This window comes from Paenibacillus sp. YN15 (assembly GCF_003285005.1).
Classification (GTDB): domain Bacteria; phylum Bacillota; class Bacilli; order Paenibacillales; family NBRC-103111; genus Paenibacillus_AR.
Window position 1 is genome coordinate 11,844 of record NZ_QMFA01000047.1, and the last position, 14,867, is coordinate 26,710.

A 14,867-nucleotide genomic window follows, 5' to 3' on the forward strand; every position below is an offset into this window, starting at 1 on the left:
GTGTGACCTTTTTGGACTTTATCATCAAAGCTGAGAAGACTCCGTCCTCTCCAGGGCGGAGATGAATCAGCGGTTTTCTGAAATGTTGCGAACATATGTGCTATGCTATGGAAAAAGCCCACGAAGGGATGAAGTGCGCATGATCGTGCATCAAGCGTACAAGTATCGTATCTACCCGAATGCAGACCAACAGCAGCTCATAAGACGTATGTTCGGTTGCTGCCGGTTTGTGTTCAACCATTTCCTGGCGAAATGGAACAGCGCGTATTCGGAAACAGGGAAAGGGTTGTCGTACCATTCGTGTGCGACTGCGCTTCCCGCCCCGAAAAACCGTCCAAAACTGTCCGCCACATGCCGAACGCTGGATGCAAAGCGATGTATCGACTTCTTTTAACCACTCATACTCCGTTTTCAGGCGAATTTGTCCGTCAGCTCGCGTACAAGGCTTCCTGGTACGGCCGAACGCTTCGGGTGGCGGACCGGTTTGAACCGACCAGTCAGCGCTGTCATGTATGTGGCACGGTCCATCCCGAGGTGAAGAATCTATCGATCCGGGAATGGACATGTTCGACCTGTGGAACCGCTCATGATCGAGACGAGAACGCGGCCCATAATATCAAGAGCGCCGCCATCTAGCAGCGCCCTACTTTGAACTGCGGGAACCGCAGGGATCGCTTGCTAAGAAAGAGGAGGGTCCTCCTCTGTTCGCAAGAATCCCCCACTTCAAGTGCAGCTAAGTGGGGGAGAGTTCAATGAATGGCTGAAGGGCGCGGAGAAGGCCAGGTACAAGGTTTCGGTCTGCACCGGATCGCTGCTTCTGGGAGCCGCCGGTCTGCTGGAGGGGAAAAAAGCCACCACCCATCCCCGGGCTTATGAGCTGTTGGAGCCGTATTGCCAAGAGGTTGTTCCCGCCCGGATTGTTCGGGACGGCCATGTCATTACAGCCGGGGGCGTAACGTCCTCCATTGATTTGGGGCTGTATATGATCCAACTGCTGGTTTCCTCTGAGGCGGCGGAGCAGGTTCAGGGGCAGATTGATTATCCTTACCGGCTGCAAGGTGCAGTGGAGATGGAATCAGACAGCGCCCCGCCGGAGTGATGGGGGAGGAGGTTCAAGATGAAGATACGGATCATCGGTCCTTGCGGAAGCGGAAAATCTACTGCTGCCCGGGCTTTGTCCCGGCAATTGAGCATTCCTTGCTACGAAATCGATAATCTGATCTGGGATAGAAGCGCCACAGGGGTGAGAAATCCGGAGGCGGTCCGGAACCGGATGTTCCAGGAGGTTCTGGAATCGGAGGCTTGGATTCTGGAGGGGGTTCAGCATAGCTGGACGATGGAGAGCTTCCGGCAGGCGGATTGGGTGGTGCTGCTGCATCCCCATGTGCTGGTTCGGGATTACCGGATTATCCGGCGGTTTGTCCGGAGCAGAACGGGGCTGGAGCCGTGGAACTATAAGCAGACCTTTTCCAATCTGGTGAAAATGGTGGTGCAGTGGAATCACGGGTATGACCCGGATAAGATTCTCAGGCTGACTGCGGAGTTTGCCGGGAAGCGGCTTGTGGCCGCCGGGCCGAAGGAGCTGTCCGCTTGGGCGGACCACTTAATGCGGAATGAAGCCTAGGCGGGGGGGGCCAGTGTGGAGCAGCGGGGGGCTTAAATGGAGGGGGCGTGTGGCGGCGGAGGTCTAAGTTGAGGGTGTGCGGGGCAATTGGTGGAGGACTAACTCGTTGTGTTTGTTGAGGCTGCGGCTGCGGTGGCTAGGATGTAATGGCGGTGAGAGCCGCTATTTGCCTCAAAATCGGGGAATGGAAAATCTAACGGAAGCAGGGGCCGTTATTGGGCCAAAATGGGAACTAAGGCCGGTCATTTGGTCCAAATAGCGGCGTTGGCCGCCGTTAGATTTTGAGAAGCAGCGTTTTCGTGGAAATAAAGGCTTTCACCGCCGTTAGAGCTGTCTCCCCCTGCCATGCCTCCACTAGAGGGAGGGGCAACCAACACTACGGCCATCCCCATCAGAGGGAAGCGGCGGCTTACATCATGGTCTTCCCCACCAGAGGAGGCAGGTGCGCACGCTAACGGCCATACCCACCAGAGGGGGGAGCGGCCAATCCACGGCCTCCCCCCAACAGGCGTGAGGGGCGCCTTGCCCTAAAAAATCCGCTGCTGCCAGCCCTTCAGCTTGGCTAAAGCTTCTACGTAGTAGTAGTCGCCATAGATAAGGGAGACATTGACATTCTGTCCCGCCGGCTTGTGGCCTGTGCCTTCCACCAGGATCGCCTCATGCTCCGGCTGGTTCCATGTGGCGTAGCTCCGGGTCAGCGACACCAGGATTTGCTCCGCCGCCCGGGCATACAGATTGGCTTCCGCCGGGGAGCCCACAGCCGCGGCGATTTCCAGAAGGCCGGAAGCGGCGCAGGCGGCAGCGGAGGTATCCCGCGGTTCGCCGTCCAGCAGGCCGTTGTTGGCGCGGAAATCCCAATGGGGCACATGATCCTCCGGCAGATTGGCCAGGAAGAAATGGGCCACCCGCCGGGCCGCTTGCAGGAACCGGATTTCTCCGGTGTAGCGGTACACATTGGCCATGCCGTGCAGGGCCCAGGATTGTCCGCGGCTCCAGGCCGAATCCGGTCCGGCGCCCTGTCCGCCCAGGGATTCCAGGAATGCGCCGCTCTCCGGGTCGAAGGAGACGATATGGCGCACCGAGCCGTCCTCCCGGATGAAATGGGCAAGCACCGTATCCGCATGGGCGATGGCAATATGCCGGAAACGGGGGTCAGGCAGCTCCTCTGCGGCCCAAAGGAGCAGGCTTAAGTTCAATGAGGAGTCTATGATGGACCAGCCGGTATGGTCCCCGTTCCAGGCCCGCAGGAAGCGGCCAGCCAGATTGAACCGGCCTGCCAGGAAATTGGCCGCGGCCAGCCCGCGGCGGCGGGCATCGGCATCGCCGGTCAGCTTGTATTTGATCACCGCCGTAGGCAGATATTGAAAGCCTACATCATGGTGGAAGCGGTTGTCCCGCAAGGTGCATTGCTCAATTCGTTCATCCCAGCTCCAGGCTGCCTCCCGGTATACCGCCTCTCCCGTCATATCATGCATAATCCACAGAAGCCCCGGCCAAAAGCCGGAGGTCCACCAGTCCAGATTGCTGCTGTCATATTTGCCGTCCTGTCCCGCAACGTGAGGAACCTTGTCCCCAATTTGGGCGACCATCGCTTTTGTTTTAACGGCAAGCCGGTCCCAGGCGGCGGGCAGCCATTCCTCCAGCTTCAGGCCAAAATCCGGCAATTGTGTTCCCATATCCGATCATCCTCCAATTGAAATAGTATCGCAGTCAAGGCAGCTCTCCAAAGTTATAAACTCTTCCTCCAGCATAGTGGATGAAGCGCGCCCATAGTGTAGGGCGGTTATGACATAATGTTGCTGTATTATGGTTTCGGGGCTTACAGGCCCCGCTGCACCTTGCGCCCCTTCTGGGCGGAAATCCACAGCAGCTTGTTCAACAGCTTTAAGGTTTCCGGCGAGTGGGAAATAATCCGTGCCGCAGGCAAATCCGGAAGTGTTTTGGCCAATTTGGCTTCTCCCTCGCCTTTGCGCAGGCGCGCCGCGATCTGCTGCAGGCGGCGCTCCACCAGCTCCCGGGGCAGGCGGAAGGCATGAGCCAGTATTTGTGCGGCATGGGCCTCCTCCAGATGCTCCGCGTAGTCTTCGATCATATAAATTGGCATGGCCGCGTACAGCTGGAACAGCCCGGCCTGAATCTCCTGCAGCTCGGCAAACAGCCGTGGGAGCTCAGGTTGGCTGCCCACATGGCGGACCGGGTGGCATAGCTCATGAAAAAACACGGAACGGGCTTCATCATAAGCCAACCTCTGGTCCAGGAAAATCACCGAATACCCGCCCTCCCGCCAATCAGCGAAGGAAGGCCCCATATAAAAAACCAAATCTGCTCCAAATAGCTGCGCCACCCATTCCAGATCCAAATCACCGGGGGTGCGGATGCCGCTATGTATGTACCGGGAATTGATCCACTGCTCCAACTCGCAAGGCCTATATCCCTCAAGTATCATAAAATCACTCCAAAATAGAGAATATATGTTCGGTTTTATGGCCAAAAAGAAAGCCCTTCGGGGCTTTTCTTTGTTTGCTGGACGCGAAAATCACTTGTCCAGTCCCTTCATCCGCCGGTAGGCCTCTACTGCCGCTTCCGCCACCCGCAGCTCCTCTTCCGTATAGGAGTGGGCTCCGCCGAAGAAGGCCCGGCCGCCCGCAGGCTCCCGCCCGAGAAGAGAATCCGCATTCACTTCGAACACGTCGGCAAACGCAGCAACCAGCACATCCTCCACAGGCCGCTTATTGGCTTCGATGCGGGAAAGCACGCTGTTGTTGATGCCGATTTTCTGGGCCAGCTCCAACTGGGTCCAGCCCTTCTCCTCCCGCAAGCTGCGGATTCGATCTCCGATTTTCATCATCCTCACCAACCCTCTTAAAAAAGCACACTATGATTATACCACTTTTGTGAGCGGTGAAAATAATTATTTTGCCGAATTAGCAAAAAAATCATTGACACTTTTTTGCTTAGCCAGTAGTATAAAGGCATTAAAGTTGCTGATTTAGCAAAATAAAGGAGTATTCATCCCCTTTTTACATCTTATTTTTCTGAAACAGCAAATATCGGGAGGTTTTCAAATGAGCAAAGCAGGAAAGGGCGGAATCCGCATCGGTCAAATGGAAATCAACATGGACGAGACCCGCCGCAGGGTGGAGGAGCGGCTGGAAACAGCGCGGGTGTACAAGTATTTGGGGATCGTGCGCAGGGAGGTCCGGATGACGTCAGGCACAGAGCCCCGGTATCATGGGGCAACCAACCGTATCGGCAAGGCGACGGAGGCGGCTGCGGTGTGGAATGCGGATCAGGAGGAGCGGATGCGGACTGCTTATGAGGATGTGGAACGGGCGGTGGGCAGCCTCCCGGACAAGCAGGGGGAAATTATCCGGTTGCGTTATCTGAGCAGTTTGGACGGGGAAATGGATTTTCAAGTATGCCAGGAGGTGCATCTGAGCGAGCGGACCTACCGGAGAGTGAAGGCGAAGGCGATTGTCAATTTGGCGTTGGCGCTCCGGCTGGAGGAATGGAGCTTCGCCGAATAAGTGGCCGCTCTCCGGCCGGGGAATGGCCTGAAGTTGGCCCGCCATTGGACAGCAGCCATGGTATATTGATATCGTGGCCAACCAAGACAAAGGCTGCAAATCCCAACTGCATAACCGCACCCGCTTATTCCGGAAATGGCGCCATATACCGGATGAGACGCGCAAAAGGGACGCTTCCCATGAGGCGTCTTTTTTTACGAAAATGCACGATTGTCGGGATGACAATCATAACGGAGAGGAGAGAGGCCATGAAATGGTTCCGCAAACGGGTTCCCAAGTCCCAGGGTTACTTGGCTGTGCAGCCTGCCCGCTGCAAGGGCTGCCTGTGGGGCAGCTGGGAAGGAAGCGCGCAATTCTGCAGCAAACCCCACAAATGCGTAAAGGAGGACATCGTCCATGCTGACTGTACAAGGGTTGGATAAGGCGATCCGGCAGATGGCCGGGGCCGCGGCCAACCGGCGGTTTTACAACCGGCTGAGATATGACGTTGCGGAGGAGTTCATGGATGCTTGCGCCGCCGGAAGCGCCTGGGTGTCCCCACGACTGGCGGCATCCTTCCAAAGAGCGTCCTACCAGGGCAAGAAGGAATGGGTGTTTGAGGTAAAAGGCCCTTACGCCATGGAAGCGGGAACGACCGTTCCGAATGCGGCCAAGCTGGGCGCTCCCCGGATTATGGGCCGCGCTTTGTCGAAAACGGCAGGCAAGCTGCCTGCTCAGGCGGACCGCTTTTTCCATTCTGCAGGAAAGGCGGCGGGTTTTGATGTATCGAAGCAGTCTTGAGGCCATGAAGGCTACAATCAGGCAGGCAGTACCCGGCGGCCTTCCTTTTTATGTAGAGGCGCTGCCTGGGGAGCTTTCGCTGCCGGCCTTTTATTTGGAGCATATGGCCAGCAGTGCGGAAACTGTCGGCGTCTCCACCGTCCGGTTCCAGATCCAGTGGCAGGTGATGTATCTTCCGGAGATGCCCGCAGCCGGGGGAGTGCCGGATGGGCTGGCCCAACTGGCTGCGGCGGACCAGCTGCGGGAGGCGTTTATGCGGGAGCCTGTGCTGACGGCACCGGACGGCACCTTGTTCCAGGTGGAGGCCTTCAGCGGAGGCACAGGAGAAACAGGCATGTTCCTGGCTGTTACTCTCTCCGCCCAATATATCCCCAGCTTCGGCGGCGAGCCGGAAGAGCCTCTCATGCAGGAGCTGCATTGGAGGGGCCTGTAAGCAGAAGCTGTACATGCAAGACCATTTTATTTAACAGGAGGAATTATTCATGCCATTACCCAGTATCCAAATTGTGTTTAAGCAAGCGGCCGCTGCCGCTGTCACCCAAGGCGCCACAGGCATTGCCGCGCTGATTCTGAAGGATGCCTCTGTCGACAGCGGAGTGGCGGAGCACCAGCTCTACACTGTCAGCGACATTCCCGCTGCATTGACAGACGCCAACAAAGACTACGCCCGCCTGGCTCTGGCCGGCGCCCCTGCTCAAGTGAAGCTGGTGGTGATTCCCGCCGGTGCCGCCGACTATGCAGCCGCTCAGGAATATCTGGAAACCATCCGGTGGAATGTGCTGGCCGTTCCCGGCATTGCCGCTGCCGATGCAGCCTCCATGGGCGTATGGGCCAAGGGATTGTTTGAGACCAAGCTCCGCAAGATTACTGCCGTTCTGCCCTCTGTGGCAGCCGATCACCCGGCTGTGGTCAACTTTACCACCGACACCATCAAGGTTGGGTCTGTGACGTATACCAATTCGGATTTCACTGCGCGGATTGCCGGTCTGATCGCCGGATTGCCGCTGTCCGTATCCCCCACCTATCAGGTGCTGCCTGAGGTCACAGGTGTGCCCAAGCTGACCAAGGCCCAGGCGGATGCCGCTGTGGATGCCGGCAAGCTGATCCTGTACCACGACGGGGAAAAGGTCAAAATCGCCCGCGGCGTTACCTCTTTTGTGACTCCGACAGAAGCTATGGGAACGGATTGGAAGAAAATCAAGGTGGTCCGGATTCTCAACAAGCTGTATGAGGATATCCGCAAAACCGCAGAGGACAACTACATCGGTAAAATGAACAACAGCTACATGAATAAGGTGCTTTTGGTTTCGGCCATTAATGCATACTTCGAGGGTTTGGAGCAAAGCGGAATTCTTGATCCGGGCAAAAACCGGGCGAGCATCGATGTGGCGGCACAGCGCATTTATCTGCAGTCTACCGGTGTGGATGTGACAGGAATGAACGAGCAGCAGGTGAAGGAAGCCAACACCGACGATCAGGTATTCCTGAAGGCAGCGGTTCAGCCGCTGGACGCCATTGAGGACATTAAGCTGGATATTTTTCTGTAAGCTCCAGGCAGCTGCATTTATCCATTTATAAGGAGGAATTCACGTATGGCAATGCAAGGGGAAAAGGTAATCAACGGCACGTTCGGCGAGGTATGGCTGGACGGCGAATATATCGCTGAGGTGAAGGGCCTGCAGGCCAAGGTCAGCATTGAAAAGGAAGACATTCCGGTAGCGGGCAAATATGCCACCGACAGCAAATTTATGGGCTACAAGGGCACCGGTACTCTGCGCATGTACAAAACCAACTCCCGGATGATCGCCAAGCTGAGCGAGCTGATCAAAGCCGGCACCATCACCCGCTTCCAGATTATCTCGCAGGTAAAGGACCCTTCCACCGCGGGTGCGGAGCGGATCATAATCAAGGATGCCAGCTTCGACGATATGACTCTCATCGACTGGGAGCTGCGCAAGAACGGCGAGCTGGAGTGCCCGTTCACCTTCACCGATTGGGAGACCACCGACCTGATGAGCTCCAACCAAAACTGACATTGGCGGGAGCGGCGGCCGGTTCACAGTCTTAGCCCCGCAGGAGGGCTAGAGGCCGAATAGCGGAAGGAAACTTTCCGTTATTGGCTGGCAAGAGTAAGCCGGTTGGCAATAACGGAAGGCATTTTTCCGTTATCAGCCTCCTTTCCCCCTGCAGCGGCCGCCCGGAGGGGAGATAGCGGAATATGGGCTTCCGCTATCGCTCCATAAGCAGCTCTGCCGCCTAAATAGCGGAACAAAGCGTTCCGCTATCCTGAGCCGGAACGGCCCGTCCCGTCCACAGGCCGCAGACTGCAGGCTACAGGCTGTATCGATGTCCATACTTTTACCACATTCATTCAATAAAAGGAGAACGATCATATGAGCACATTGGATTTGCTGTTGGGCCTTGACCCAACCAAGTTGAAGCGCCCGGTGCGCCAGGTGGAGCTGACCCGTCTCAGCGAGGCGGCAGGGGAGAAGGTTGTGTTTACCATCCAGGCCCTGACCCTGTCCGAGGAAGAGGAAATCAGCGAGATTTGTGACAAGGGCGGAGTGAAGGACCCGGTGGCGGTGCGGATTTTTACTCTGCTTAAAGGAGTGACTACCCCCGATCTCAAGTCCCCGAAGCTTCTGGAACGGTATGGCGTTGCCACTCCCAAGGAGCTGCTGGAATCCGGCAAGCTTTTGCAATCCGGGGAAATCGCCCATCTGTACAGCCAAATCTCCGAGCTGTCCGGCTACAGCGACAATGCGGTGACTGAGTTAAAAAACGGATAGAGACGGACGGAGAGCTGGCGTTCCTTTATTACTGCTGGAGCCGCAAGGCGCTCCTTCCGTCCCAGGTGTACACCATGCCTCCCGGTGAAAAGCTGCTGGTGCGGGCATTCTTCGAATATGAAATTATGGAGCGGGACCGGCTGATCCGCCAGCAGGCCTGGCCCACCGTACCGCTCATGTAAGGAAGGGGGGAACCGCTGATGAAGCTCACCGCCGTGCTCAGCCTCACCGACAACTACACGGATACGCTGAAGCACGCCATCAAAAAGACGCAGGAATTCCGCGACGAAACGGAAAAAACGCGGAAGGCGCTGGAGAACACAAACAGGAAAAAATACGAGCTGGATGTGGAAGTTTCTCAGGCAGTAGCAAATTTGAATGAGATCCACCAAACGCTTGTAATGATGAAGAGTACAACTATAAATGTACAGTTTCAAACGAATAATTTTAATCAAGTCATCAATCAGCAAAATCAAGTGGCACAAAAGCAGAATAAGCTTGTGGAAGCCGGGAAAAAGCTGGCTACCAGCGCTATATCCGGCGTGATTAAGCTATTGAAATTAGCAGTGCAGCCTCTATCATTCATGCTCCGGAAAACGGCGGATTTAGTGTCTTCATCGTTAAGGGGGGCCGCTGCCTTTGAAAGAAGTTCTATGAGTGTTGAGCACACGATTGCTGTAAACAACAAGGGGCTGAGTCCCGAGGCAATCAAAAAGAAAGCAGCAGATTATATGAGCACGTATCGTAAAGCTGCAGAGTTGACCAGTTTTGATACGGAAGATGTGCAAAAGGCAGGTACCCGCGCTATTGCCATGGCCATGGGCGATACCCAGGAAGCAACTAACTTGCTTCGCCTTGCAGGCGATATGGCTGCACTGACTCCGGGAAAATCGTTGGAGGATGCATTGGGAGCATTAATGGAGCTGAAAAAGGGAGACGGCGGTTCCATGGATGATTTCGGATTCTTCACAACGGAAAGCAGAGTAAAGGCAGCCGGCAACGACATGGGAAAGGTCACGGACCGCAATGGCATCAAGCTTAACGATATGTTCAGAGGCGGAGGAGAACAGGCGGGAGAATCGGCAGAGGGGCTATGGAAAAGTATCACCAACTCGATGAAAAATGGAATTGAGGATATGGGCAAGGATACTTTGACTGCGCTTAAGCCGGAAATGAAAAAGTGGGCTGCTTTTTTTAGAAGCGATGGCTTTCAAAAGATGATTGCTGCAGGGTCCAATATTATGTCGGGATTGGCTAAGGGAATTGCCGAAAGATCAGCCAGTCTTCGCGGATGGTTTGAGAGCACTTTTTTCAACAATGAGGAGTTTGCCAATCTCAGTCTAAAGGGAAAGTTTCTATATGTGCTGGATGAAATGAAGAAAGGCTTTGATGATTGGTTTGAAACGGAAGGAAAAGGAATTTTTCAAAAAATCGTAAGTGTTGGAAGCCAAGTTCTTGCTGATAGCGCAATAAAGTTCAGTGAAGTGGGCGTGACAATTGGAAAATCCTTGGCGAAAGGAATGGTCGATGGCTTAGGTGAGGTTGCCAAGGACCATCCCGTATTATCAAGCCTTACTGTAGGCGCTGCAGCTACTGCAGTGGGTGGACCTGCAGTAGGGGCCGTAACTGCGGGGACGACATTAGTTGTTAGTAGTGTAGGTGGATTTATGGATAGAGTTGAAGAAAGGAAGAAAACCAGAGAGTTGGAAAAGCAAGCGGCATGGGAGAAATCTAAAAATTCCACCCCAGAAACACCTTTTCTTCCTAATACAACTTTGTCTGGAAAACCCAAAGACCGTACTTTTCTCCATGACGGGAGAGATTGGCTGTGGAATCATCTAATCGACATGGGATTAATGGATGTTCCTAAACCTAAAGCCATCGGCCTTCCCCGTGTCCCTTACGACAATTATCCCGCGTTGCTTCATCAGAATGAGCGGGTGTTGACTGCGCAGGAGGCCCGCAGCATGGACCGGACCGGTTCGCCTGTTGTCATTAACCTGACTGCCGGAAAAACGGTGGACCCGGATATCGGCAGGCTGATGGCCGCCCTCCGGAGCGCGGTGGAAGCCGCCGGTTTTAATATGGCGCCGGGAGGGGCAACCGCATGATTGAATATTGGCTGACCTTCAACAATGGAACGGAAAAACTGCGGCTTCCCGTACCCCCGCAGGAATTTGAAATGTCCACGGGTCTTAACAATACGACAGTGACCAACAGTGAAATTGGCGAGATTAATCTGATCGGCAAACCTCGTTTGAAAACGGTGACCTTGTCGTCGTATTTTCCCATCCGCCCGGACGGGCTTTGTCAGTATACCGGTTTTCCGTCTCCTGCAGAATGTCTCGACCTGATCCGCCGCTGGCGCGAATCGGGCAAGCCCATCCGCCTTCTCGTTGTCGGCGAGAGCCTGAAGGTGAATGAAGCCATGTCCATTGAGAGCTTTCAGGTGTCGCAAAAACCGGGTCCCCAGGATATTTACTTTTCACTGGAGCTTAAGGAATACCGCTTTTTGCCCCCAGAAGTGGATGGAAACGGTCTGACAGATGCGCTGGCGCTTCTGAAGGAATATACCGGGACCCGGCCTGTGGAACGGAGCGTTCCCCAAACGTATACCACCCAGCCTGGGGACACGCTTTGGGCGATTGCCCGCCGTTTCTACCACAATGCCGCCAGGGCGGAGGAGCTTCGCAGGAGGAATGCCTTGCCTGATGAGCCGGCGGTGCCGGAAGGAAAGGTGCTGGTTCTATGAGGCTTCTTCACCTTTCCAAAGGGGGCAGGCAAACGGATCTGACCCATCTGGCCCAGCGGATGACATGGAGCGGCTCCTACCAGGAAGCGGCGCGAAAGCTGGATGTGGAGCTGACGGTATCCGCAACGGATTATTGGCTGCGCTCTCCGGCGGTGGAGCTGGCGGATATGCTGTTGCTGGTTTCCGACGAGGGAGTGGAGCTGTTCCGGGGGTATGTTTTTGGCAAATCGAAAACCCTCACAGGCAATACCTTGACTCTGAATGCCTACGACGGAATGATTTATCTGATCAAATCGGAGCTTTCCAGGCAATTTCAGAACGTGACGGCAGAGCAAGTCGCGGAGGAGGTTTGCCGGGAGCTGGAAGTTCCCGCAGGAGATATGGCCTATACCGGCATCCCCCAAAGCTTTCCCCATCTTGCCAAAACAGGCTATGAGGCAATTATGACGGCTTACACCACCGCCGGCAGGCAAAATGCAAGGCGCTACATGCCCCGCATGAATGCAGGCAAGCTGGATGTGATTGAAAAAGGCACTGTAGTAGCCAAACGCAAGGTGCTGGCATCGGTTCATATTACGGAGTCCAGCTATGGGGAGAATCTGGAGGACATGGTGAATACAGTGCTGCTTACGGATGAAAAGGGCAATTCCCTTGGCCATATCTCCCGCCCTGAATGGGTGTCTTCCTATGGGCTTTTGCAGAAGGTATACCAGCAGGAAGAGGGCAAAGATCTTGTTACCATGGCCAAATCTCTGCTCCAGGATTATAAAAAGGATGCGTCTCTTGAGCTTTTGGGAGGGGCGGATGCTTACGACCTCATAGCGGGAAATGCGGTTCAGGTCCGTGAGTCCTATACGGGACTCAATGGGCTTTTTTATATTGACGAGGATACGCATATCTTTGAGAACAGCCAGCACATGGTGTCGCTGGAGCTGAACTTCCGGAATGTGATGGATGAGCAAGAGGCGGAAACAGGGGAGAAGGAAGAGCCTTCCGGAGACATTGATGAAAATCCGTCAGAGGAAGATGAGATATGGCTCTATTTGAAAAAATACGGTCCGGAGGGATAAACATGCAAAGCGCGGCATGGCTGGTGAATTTCATCCGGAATGAGGCGGCGAAGGCGTGCCCTTCCGGTATTTTTTTGGCTGAGCTGGTGAGCGGTTCTCCCTTCCGCATCCGGCTGTCGGGAGTGGAGCTGGGAAACCCGTTTCTGCTCGTCACCCCGGCTCTGTTGGCTGCGGCGTCCGGGAATGAGCCTGAGGTGAAGCCCGGTGACATGATTCTGGTGCTGGGATTGGATAATCAACAGCAATATGTGGCAGTGAGCAAGGTGGTGAAAAGCTAATGGCGGGCATTTTTCCATTTATGGAGGCGCAGGCAGGTACGCTTGGCAAAAAAGAGCTGCCTCTGTTCCGGGAGTATGCCTGGGACTATGGCAGCGGGCAAATGAAGCTGGTCAACGGCGCGCCGGTTGTTGTGGAAGGGCAGGAGGCCCTTCAGGTTTGGATTTATAAGGCGCTGCACACGGCACGTTACCGTTATCTGGGCTACAGCCCGTATTACGGCTCGGAGCTGGAGAAGCTGGTGGGCAGCGCTTATACCCCGGGGGCAACACAGCTGGAGCTGGCGCGTTATGTCCGCGAGGCGTTGACGGTAAACCCATATATTACGGGAGTTCCCCGTGTAGAGGCAAGTTTTCGGGGCAACCGGCTGGAGGGAAGTGTGACTGTGGACACGATTTATGGGGAGGTGAAGGTGGATGTTTGAGCAAGAAACGCAGGAAAAGCTTCTGAAAGCGATGCTTGGCCGGATGGAGCCGGGAATCGCCAAGTTGGAGGGGAGCTTTTCCTATGATGTGTCGTCGGCTTTGTCTGTGGAACTGGCTATTGCTTACGCCCAGTTGGAGCGTGTGCTGCGACTGGGCTTTGCCGCCACCAGCTCCGGCGTTTATCTGGACCGCCGGGCGGATGAGCACGGTGTAACCCGCCGCAGCGCCGCCAAGGCCAACGGCGAGGTTGTGGTGACGGGCTCGGCAGGCGCTGCGGTGCCCAAAGGTACGGTGTTTGCTACGGGAGCGGGCATCCGTTATGCAGCTGCGGTTGGTGTGGTGCTGCCCGCGGAGGGCCGGGCGGTGGTGAAGGTTGAGGCGGAAAAAGCGGGTGCCTCCGGCAATGCCGCTTCCGGGACGATCACGGTCATTCCCGTATCGGTGTCCGGCGTAAGCGCTGTGAACAATGATGCGCCTGTCACGGGAGGAGCGGATGCCGAAAGCGATGCCTCCCTTCTGGAGCGGCTCTTGCAGCGGGTGCGCAACCAGGCCACCAGCGGCAATGCCGCCCACTACAAGCTGTGGGCCATGGAAGTGGAAGGCATCGGCGATGCCCGGGTTTTTCCGTTGTGGAACGGTCCCGGGACGGTGAAGGTGGTGGTGCTGAATCAGGCCAAACGTGCTCCGGCAGCAGAGCAGATCGATGCTGTGAAGGCCCATATTGAAGCCTCCCGCCCTGTGGGGGCGATGGTTACGGTTGAGGCCTCCCAGGAAACGGCGATGAATGTCTCCGTCCAGGTTACACTGTCTTCGGGCTATCCGCTTGAAAAGGTCAGGACAGCCATTCAAGCCGGAATCCAATCGTATTTGCAAAATCTGGCCTTTAAAGATCCGGTTGTTCGGTACACCCGAATAGCCAACATTATTCTCGATACGGAAGGCGTAGAGGATTATACCGCGCTTACAGTCAACGGCGGCACCGCCAACATCTCGATTGCCGATGGGGCGGTAGCTGTGCCGGGGCAACTAGCAATCCAGCGGGCAGGGGAGTGAGGAAAAATGAGCTTGCGCGAGCAAGTATCGGGTTATATTGCCCCGTTATATAAAGAAGACCTGACCTGCGGATCTGTGCTGAACGCCGGAGCCGACGAGCTGGAGCTGCTGGAAAACGGGATGGAGGATGTGCTGAAGCAGCTGTTTGTGGACACTGCCACTTGGGGGCTGGCCTCCTGGGAAGAATTTCTGGGACTGCCCACCGATGCTGCCAAAAGCGACAATGACCGCCGTGCGGTGATCCGGTCCCAGCTTCGCGGGTCCGGCACCGTAACGGTGGAGCTGCTCCAGAGCGTGGCCCAGGCCTACGACAACGGGCAAATTGAAGTGATGGAGGAGCCGGAGCTGTACAAGCTGACCATCCGTTTTGCCGGTACCATCGGGCTGCCGCCCAATCTGGACGACCTGAAGGCAGCGGTGGAGGCGGTCAAGCCCGCTCATCTGGCGGTGGTGTATGTGTTTAAATATTTGCTGGTCAATCAGGTTCATAACGTCATGACCATTGAGGAGCTGGAGGGGCGGTCCTTGTACGACTTTGCCCCCTTCATTCCTGCCTAAGAAAGGAGAG

General features: G+C 55.6%; 20 protein-coding genes. 17 read left to right on the top strand and 3 right to left on the bottom strand.

The features are described 5' to 3' along the window. Window positions 1-139 precede the first annotated feature (139 nt). The 4 genes from DQG13_RS31640 to DQG13_RS26105 all read left to right on the top strand — a co-directional run bounded on the left by DQG13_RS31640 (window position 140) and on the right by DQG13_RS26105 (window position 1,624). On the top strand, window positions 140-394 hold the full coding sequence (locus tag DQG13_RS31640; RefSeq protein WP_258525871.1) for a helix-turn-helix domain-containing protein: 255 nt from the start codon (window positions 140-142) through the stop codon (window positions 392-394). Beyond that, on the top strand, window positions 376-636 hold the full coding sequence (locus DQG13_RS31645) for a transposase (RefSeq protein ID WP_258525872.1): 261 nt from the start codon (window positions 376-378) through the stop codon (window positions 634-636). Before DQG13_RS31640 ends, DQG13_RS31645 begins: the two co-directional genes overlap by 19 nt. Window positions 637-727: 91 nt before the next feature. After that, window positions 728-1,099, top strand: a complete 372-nt coding sequence (locus tag DQG13_RS26100) for a DJ-1/PfpI family protein (protein WP_113023117.1) — start codon at window positions 728-730, stop codon at window positions 1,097-1,099. Between the two features lie 18 nt (window positions 1,100-1,117). Further along, entirely contained in the window at window positions 1,118-1,624 is a 507-nt protein-coding gene (locus DQG13_RS26105; protein ID WP_113023118.1) for a P-loop NTPase family protein, read from the top strand. Between the two features lie 527 nt (window positions 1,625-2,151). Here the strand turns inward: DQG13_RS26105 and DQG13_RS26110 are convergent. The 3 genes from DQG13_RS26110 to DQG13_RS26120 form a co-directional block, all read right to left on the bottom strand. Then, window positions 2,152-3,300 (bottom strand): glycoside hydrolase family 88 protein, encoded by a 1,149-nt coding sequence (locus tag DQG13_RS26110; protein ID WP_113023119.1) that lies wholly within the window; start codon window positions 3,298-3,300, stop codon window positions 2,152-2,154. A gap of 143 nt (window positions 3,301-3,443) precedes the next feature. Next, window positions 3,444-4,070 carry an ImmA/IrrE family metallo-endopeptidase gene (locus DQG13_RS26115; RefSeq protein ID WP_113023120.1) on the bottom strand — a complete coding sequence of 209 codons (627 nt, stop codon included), beginning with the start codon at window positions 4,068-4,070 and terminating at the stop codon, window positions 3,444-3,446. 90 nt (window positions 4,071-4,160) lie between these two features. Then, on the bottom strand, window positions 4,161-4,472 hold the full coding sequence (locus DQG13_RS26120) for a helix-turn-helix domain-containing protein (RefSeq protein ID WP_113023121.1): 312 nt from the start codon (window positions 4,470-4,472) through the stop codon (window positions 4,161-4,163). Window positions 4,473-4,689: 217 nt separating this feature from the next. Here DQG13_RS26120 and DQG13_RS26125 point away from each other — a divergent pair, with 217 nt between their 5' ends. The 13 genes from DQG13_RS26125 to DQG13_RS26185 all read left to right on the top strand — a co-directional run bounded on the left by DQG13_RS26125 (window position 4,690) and on the right by DQG13_RS26185 (window position 14,857). Continuing rightward, a complete protein-coding gene (locus DQG13_RS26125; RefSeq protein WP_113023122.1) occupies window positions 4,690-5,151 on the top strand; it encodes an ArpU family phage packaging/lysis transcriptional regulator in 462 nt (153 codons plus the stop codon). A 396-nt stretch (window positions 5,152-5,547) separates the two neighbouring features. Then, on the top strand, window positions 5,548-5,931 hold the full coding sequence (locus DQG13_RS26130; protein ID WP_146767207.1) for a hypothetical protein: 384 nt from the start codon (window positions 5,548-5,550) through the stop codon (window positions 5,929-5,931). After that, on the top strand, window positions 5,912-6,364 hold the full coding sequence (locus DQG13_RS26135; RefSeq protein WP_146767208.1) for a hypothetical protein: 453 nt from the start codon (window positions 5,912-5,914) through the stop codon (window positions 6,362-6,364). Before DQG13_RS26130 ends, DQG13_RS26135 begins: the two co-directional genes overlap by 20 nt. Window positions 6,365-6,413: 49 nt before the next feature. Continuing rightward, window positions 6,414-7,478, top strand: a complete 1,065-nt coding sequence (locus tag DQG13_RS26140) for a phage tail sheath C-terminal domain-containing protein (protein WP_113023125.1) — start codon at window positions 6,414-6,416, stop codon at window positions 7,476-7,478. A 45-nt stretch (window positions 7,479-7,523) separates the two neighbouring features. Beyond that, window positions 7,524-7,964 carry a phage tail tube protein gene (locus DQG13_RS26145; protein WP_113023126.1) on the top strand — a complete coding sequence of 147 codons (441 nt, stop codon included), beginning with the start codon at window positions 7,524-7,526 and terminating at the stop codon, window positions 7,962-7,964. A 360-nt stretch (window positions 7,965-8,324) separates the two neighbouring features. Continuing rightward, window positions 8,325-8,723 (top strand): phage tail assembly chaperone, encoded by a 399-nt coding sequence (locus DQG13_RS26150; RefSeq protein WP_113023127.1) that lies wholly within the window; start codon window positions 8,325-8,327, stop codon window positions 8,721-8,723. A 200-nt stretch (window positions 8,724-8,923) separates the two neighbouring features. Further along, window positions 8,924-10,834 carry a hypothetical protein gene (locus tag DQG13_RS26155; RefSeq protein ID WP_113023128.1) on the top strand — a complete coding sequence of 637 codons (1,911 nt, stop codon included), beginning with the start codon at window positions 8,924-8,926 and terminating at the stop codon, window positions 10,832-10,834. Then, complete coding sequence (locus tag DQG13_RS31015) at window positions 10,831-11,475, top strand: LysM peptidoglycan-binding domain-containing protein (protein WP_181593006.1); 645 nt, start codon at window positions 10,831-10,833, stop codon at window positions 11,473-11,475. The genes DQG13_RS26155 and DQG13_RS31015 overlap by 4 nt, the downstream gene beginning before the upstream one ends. Beyond that, window positions 11,472-12,545, top strand: a complete 1,074-nt coding sequence (locus tag DQG13_RS26165) for an XkdQ/YqbQ family protein (RefSeq protein WP_113023129.1) — start codon at window positions 11,472-11,474, stop codon at window positions 12,543-12,545. Before DQG13_RS31015 ends, DQG13_RS26165 begins: the two co-directional genes overlap by 4 nt. A gap of 2 nt (window positions 12,546-12,547) precedes the next feature. Then, the gene (locus DQG13_RS26170; protein WP_113023130.1) at window positions 12,548-12,823 is read left to right on the top strand and encodes a hypothetical protein; all 276 of its coding nucleotides are present in this window, start codon (window positions 12,548-12,550) and stop codon (window positions 12,821-12,823) included. Continuing rightward, window positions 12,823-13,245, top strand: a complete 423-nt coding sequence (locus DQG13_RS26175; protein ID WP_258525873.1) for a DUF2634 domain-containing protein — start codon at window positions 12,823-12,825, stop codon at window positions 13,243-13,245. Before DQG13_RS26170 ends, DQG13_RS26175 begins: the two co-directional genes overlap by 1 nt. Further along, complete coding sequence (locus DQG13_RS26180; protein WP_113023131.1) at window positions 13,238-14,299, top strand: baseplate J/gp47 family protein; 1,062 nt, start codon at window positions 13,238-13,240, stop codon at window positions 14,297-14,299. Before DQG13_RS26175 ends, DQG13_RS26180 begins: the two co-directional genes overlap by 8 nt. 6 nt (window positions 14,300-14,305) lie before the next feature. Further along, a complete protein-coding gene (locus tag DQG13_RS26185) occupies window positions 14,306-14,857 on the top strand; it encodes a putative phage tail protein (protein ID WP_113023132.1) in 552 nt (183 codons plus the stop codon). Window positions 14,858-14,867: the final 10 nt, after the last annotated feature.

What these genes read in the sequence shown, in the direction of transcription:
- DQG13_RS31640 (WP_258525871.1), top strand. Translation starts at nt 140, where the DNA reads ATGATCGTGCATCAAGCGTACAAGTATCGTATCTACCCGAATGCAGAC.
- DQG13_RS31645 (WP_258525872.1), top strand. Translation starts at nt 376, where the DNA reads ATGTATCGACTTCTTTTAACCACTCATACTCCGTTTTCAGGCGAATTT.
- DQG13_RS26105 (WP_113023118.1), top strand. Translation starts at nt 1,118, where the DNA reads ATGAAGATACGGATCATCGGTCCTTGCGGAAGCGGAAAATCTACTGCT.
- DQG13_RS26110 (WP_113023119.1), bottom strand. Translation starts at nt 3,300, where the DNA reads ATGGGAACACAATTGCCGGATTTTGGCCTGAAGCTGGAGGAATGGCTG.
- DQG13_RS26115 (WP_113023120.1), bottom strand. Translation starts at nt 4,070, where the DNA reads ATGATACTTGAGGGATATAGGCCTTGCGAGTTGGAGCAGTGGATCAAT.
- DQG13_RS26120 (WP_113023121.1), bottom strand. Translation starts at nt 4,472, where the DNA reads ATGATGAAAATCGGAGATCGAATCCGCAGCTTGCGGGAGGAGAAGGGC.
- DQG13_RS26125 (WP_113023122.1), top strand. Translation starts at nt 4,690, where the DNA reads ATGAGCAAAGCAGGAAAGGGCGGAATCCGCATCGGTCAAATGGAAATC.
- DQG13_RS26130 (WP_146767207.1), top strand. Translation starts at nt 5,548, where the DNA reads ATGCTGACTGTACAAGGGTTGGATAAGGCGATCCGGCAGATGGCCGGG.
- DQG13_RS26135 (WP_146767208.1), top strand. Translation starts at nt 5,912, where the DNA reads ATGTATCGAAGCAGTCTTGAGGCCATGAAGGCTACAATCAGGCAGGCA.
- DQG13_RS26140 (WP_113023125.1), top strand. Translation starts at nt 6,414, where the DNA reads ATGCCATTACCCAGTATCCAAATTGTGTTTAAGCAAGCGGCCGCTGCC.
- DQG13_RS26145 (WP_113023126.1), top strand. Translation starts at nt 7,524, where the DNA reads ATGGCAATGCAAGGGGAAAAGGTAATCAACGGCACGTTCGGCGAGGTA.
- DQG13_RS26150 (WP_113023127.1), top strand. Translation starts at nt 8,325, where the DNA reads ATGAGCACATTGGATTTGCTGTTGGGCCTTGACCCAACCAAGTTGAAG.
- DQG13_RS26155 (WP_113023128.1), top strand. Translation starts at nt 8,924, where the DNA reads ATGAAGCTCACCGCCGTGCTCAGCCTCACCGACAACTACACGGATACG.
- DQG13_RS31015 (WP_181593006.1), top strand. Translation starts at nt 10,831, where the DNA reads ATGATTGAATATTGGCTGACCTTCAACAATGGAACGGAAAAACTGCGG.
- DQG13_RS26165 (WP_113023129.1), top strand. Translation starts at nt 11,472, where the DNA reads ATGAGGCTTCTTCACCTTTCCAAAGGGGGCAGGCAAACGGATCTGACC.
- DQG13_RS26170 (WP_113023130.1), top strand. Translation starts at nt 12,548, where the DNA reads ATGCAAAGCGCGGCATGGCTGGTGAATTTCATCCGGAATGAGGCGGCG.
- DQG13_RS26175 (WP_258525873.1), top strand. Translation starts at nt 12,823, where the DNA reads ATGGCGGGCATTTTTCCATTTATGGAGGCGCAGGCAGGTACGCTTGGC.
- DQG13_RS26180 (WP_113023131.1), top strand. Translation starts at nt 13,238, where the DNA reads ATGTTTGAGCAAGAAACGCAGGAAAAGCTTCTGAAAGCGATGCTTGGC.
- DQG13_RS26185 (WP_113023132.1), top strand. Translation starts at nt 14,306, where the DNA reads ATGAGCTTGCGCGAGCAAGTATCGGGTTATATTGCCCCGTTATATAAA.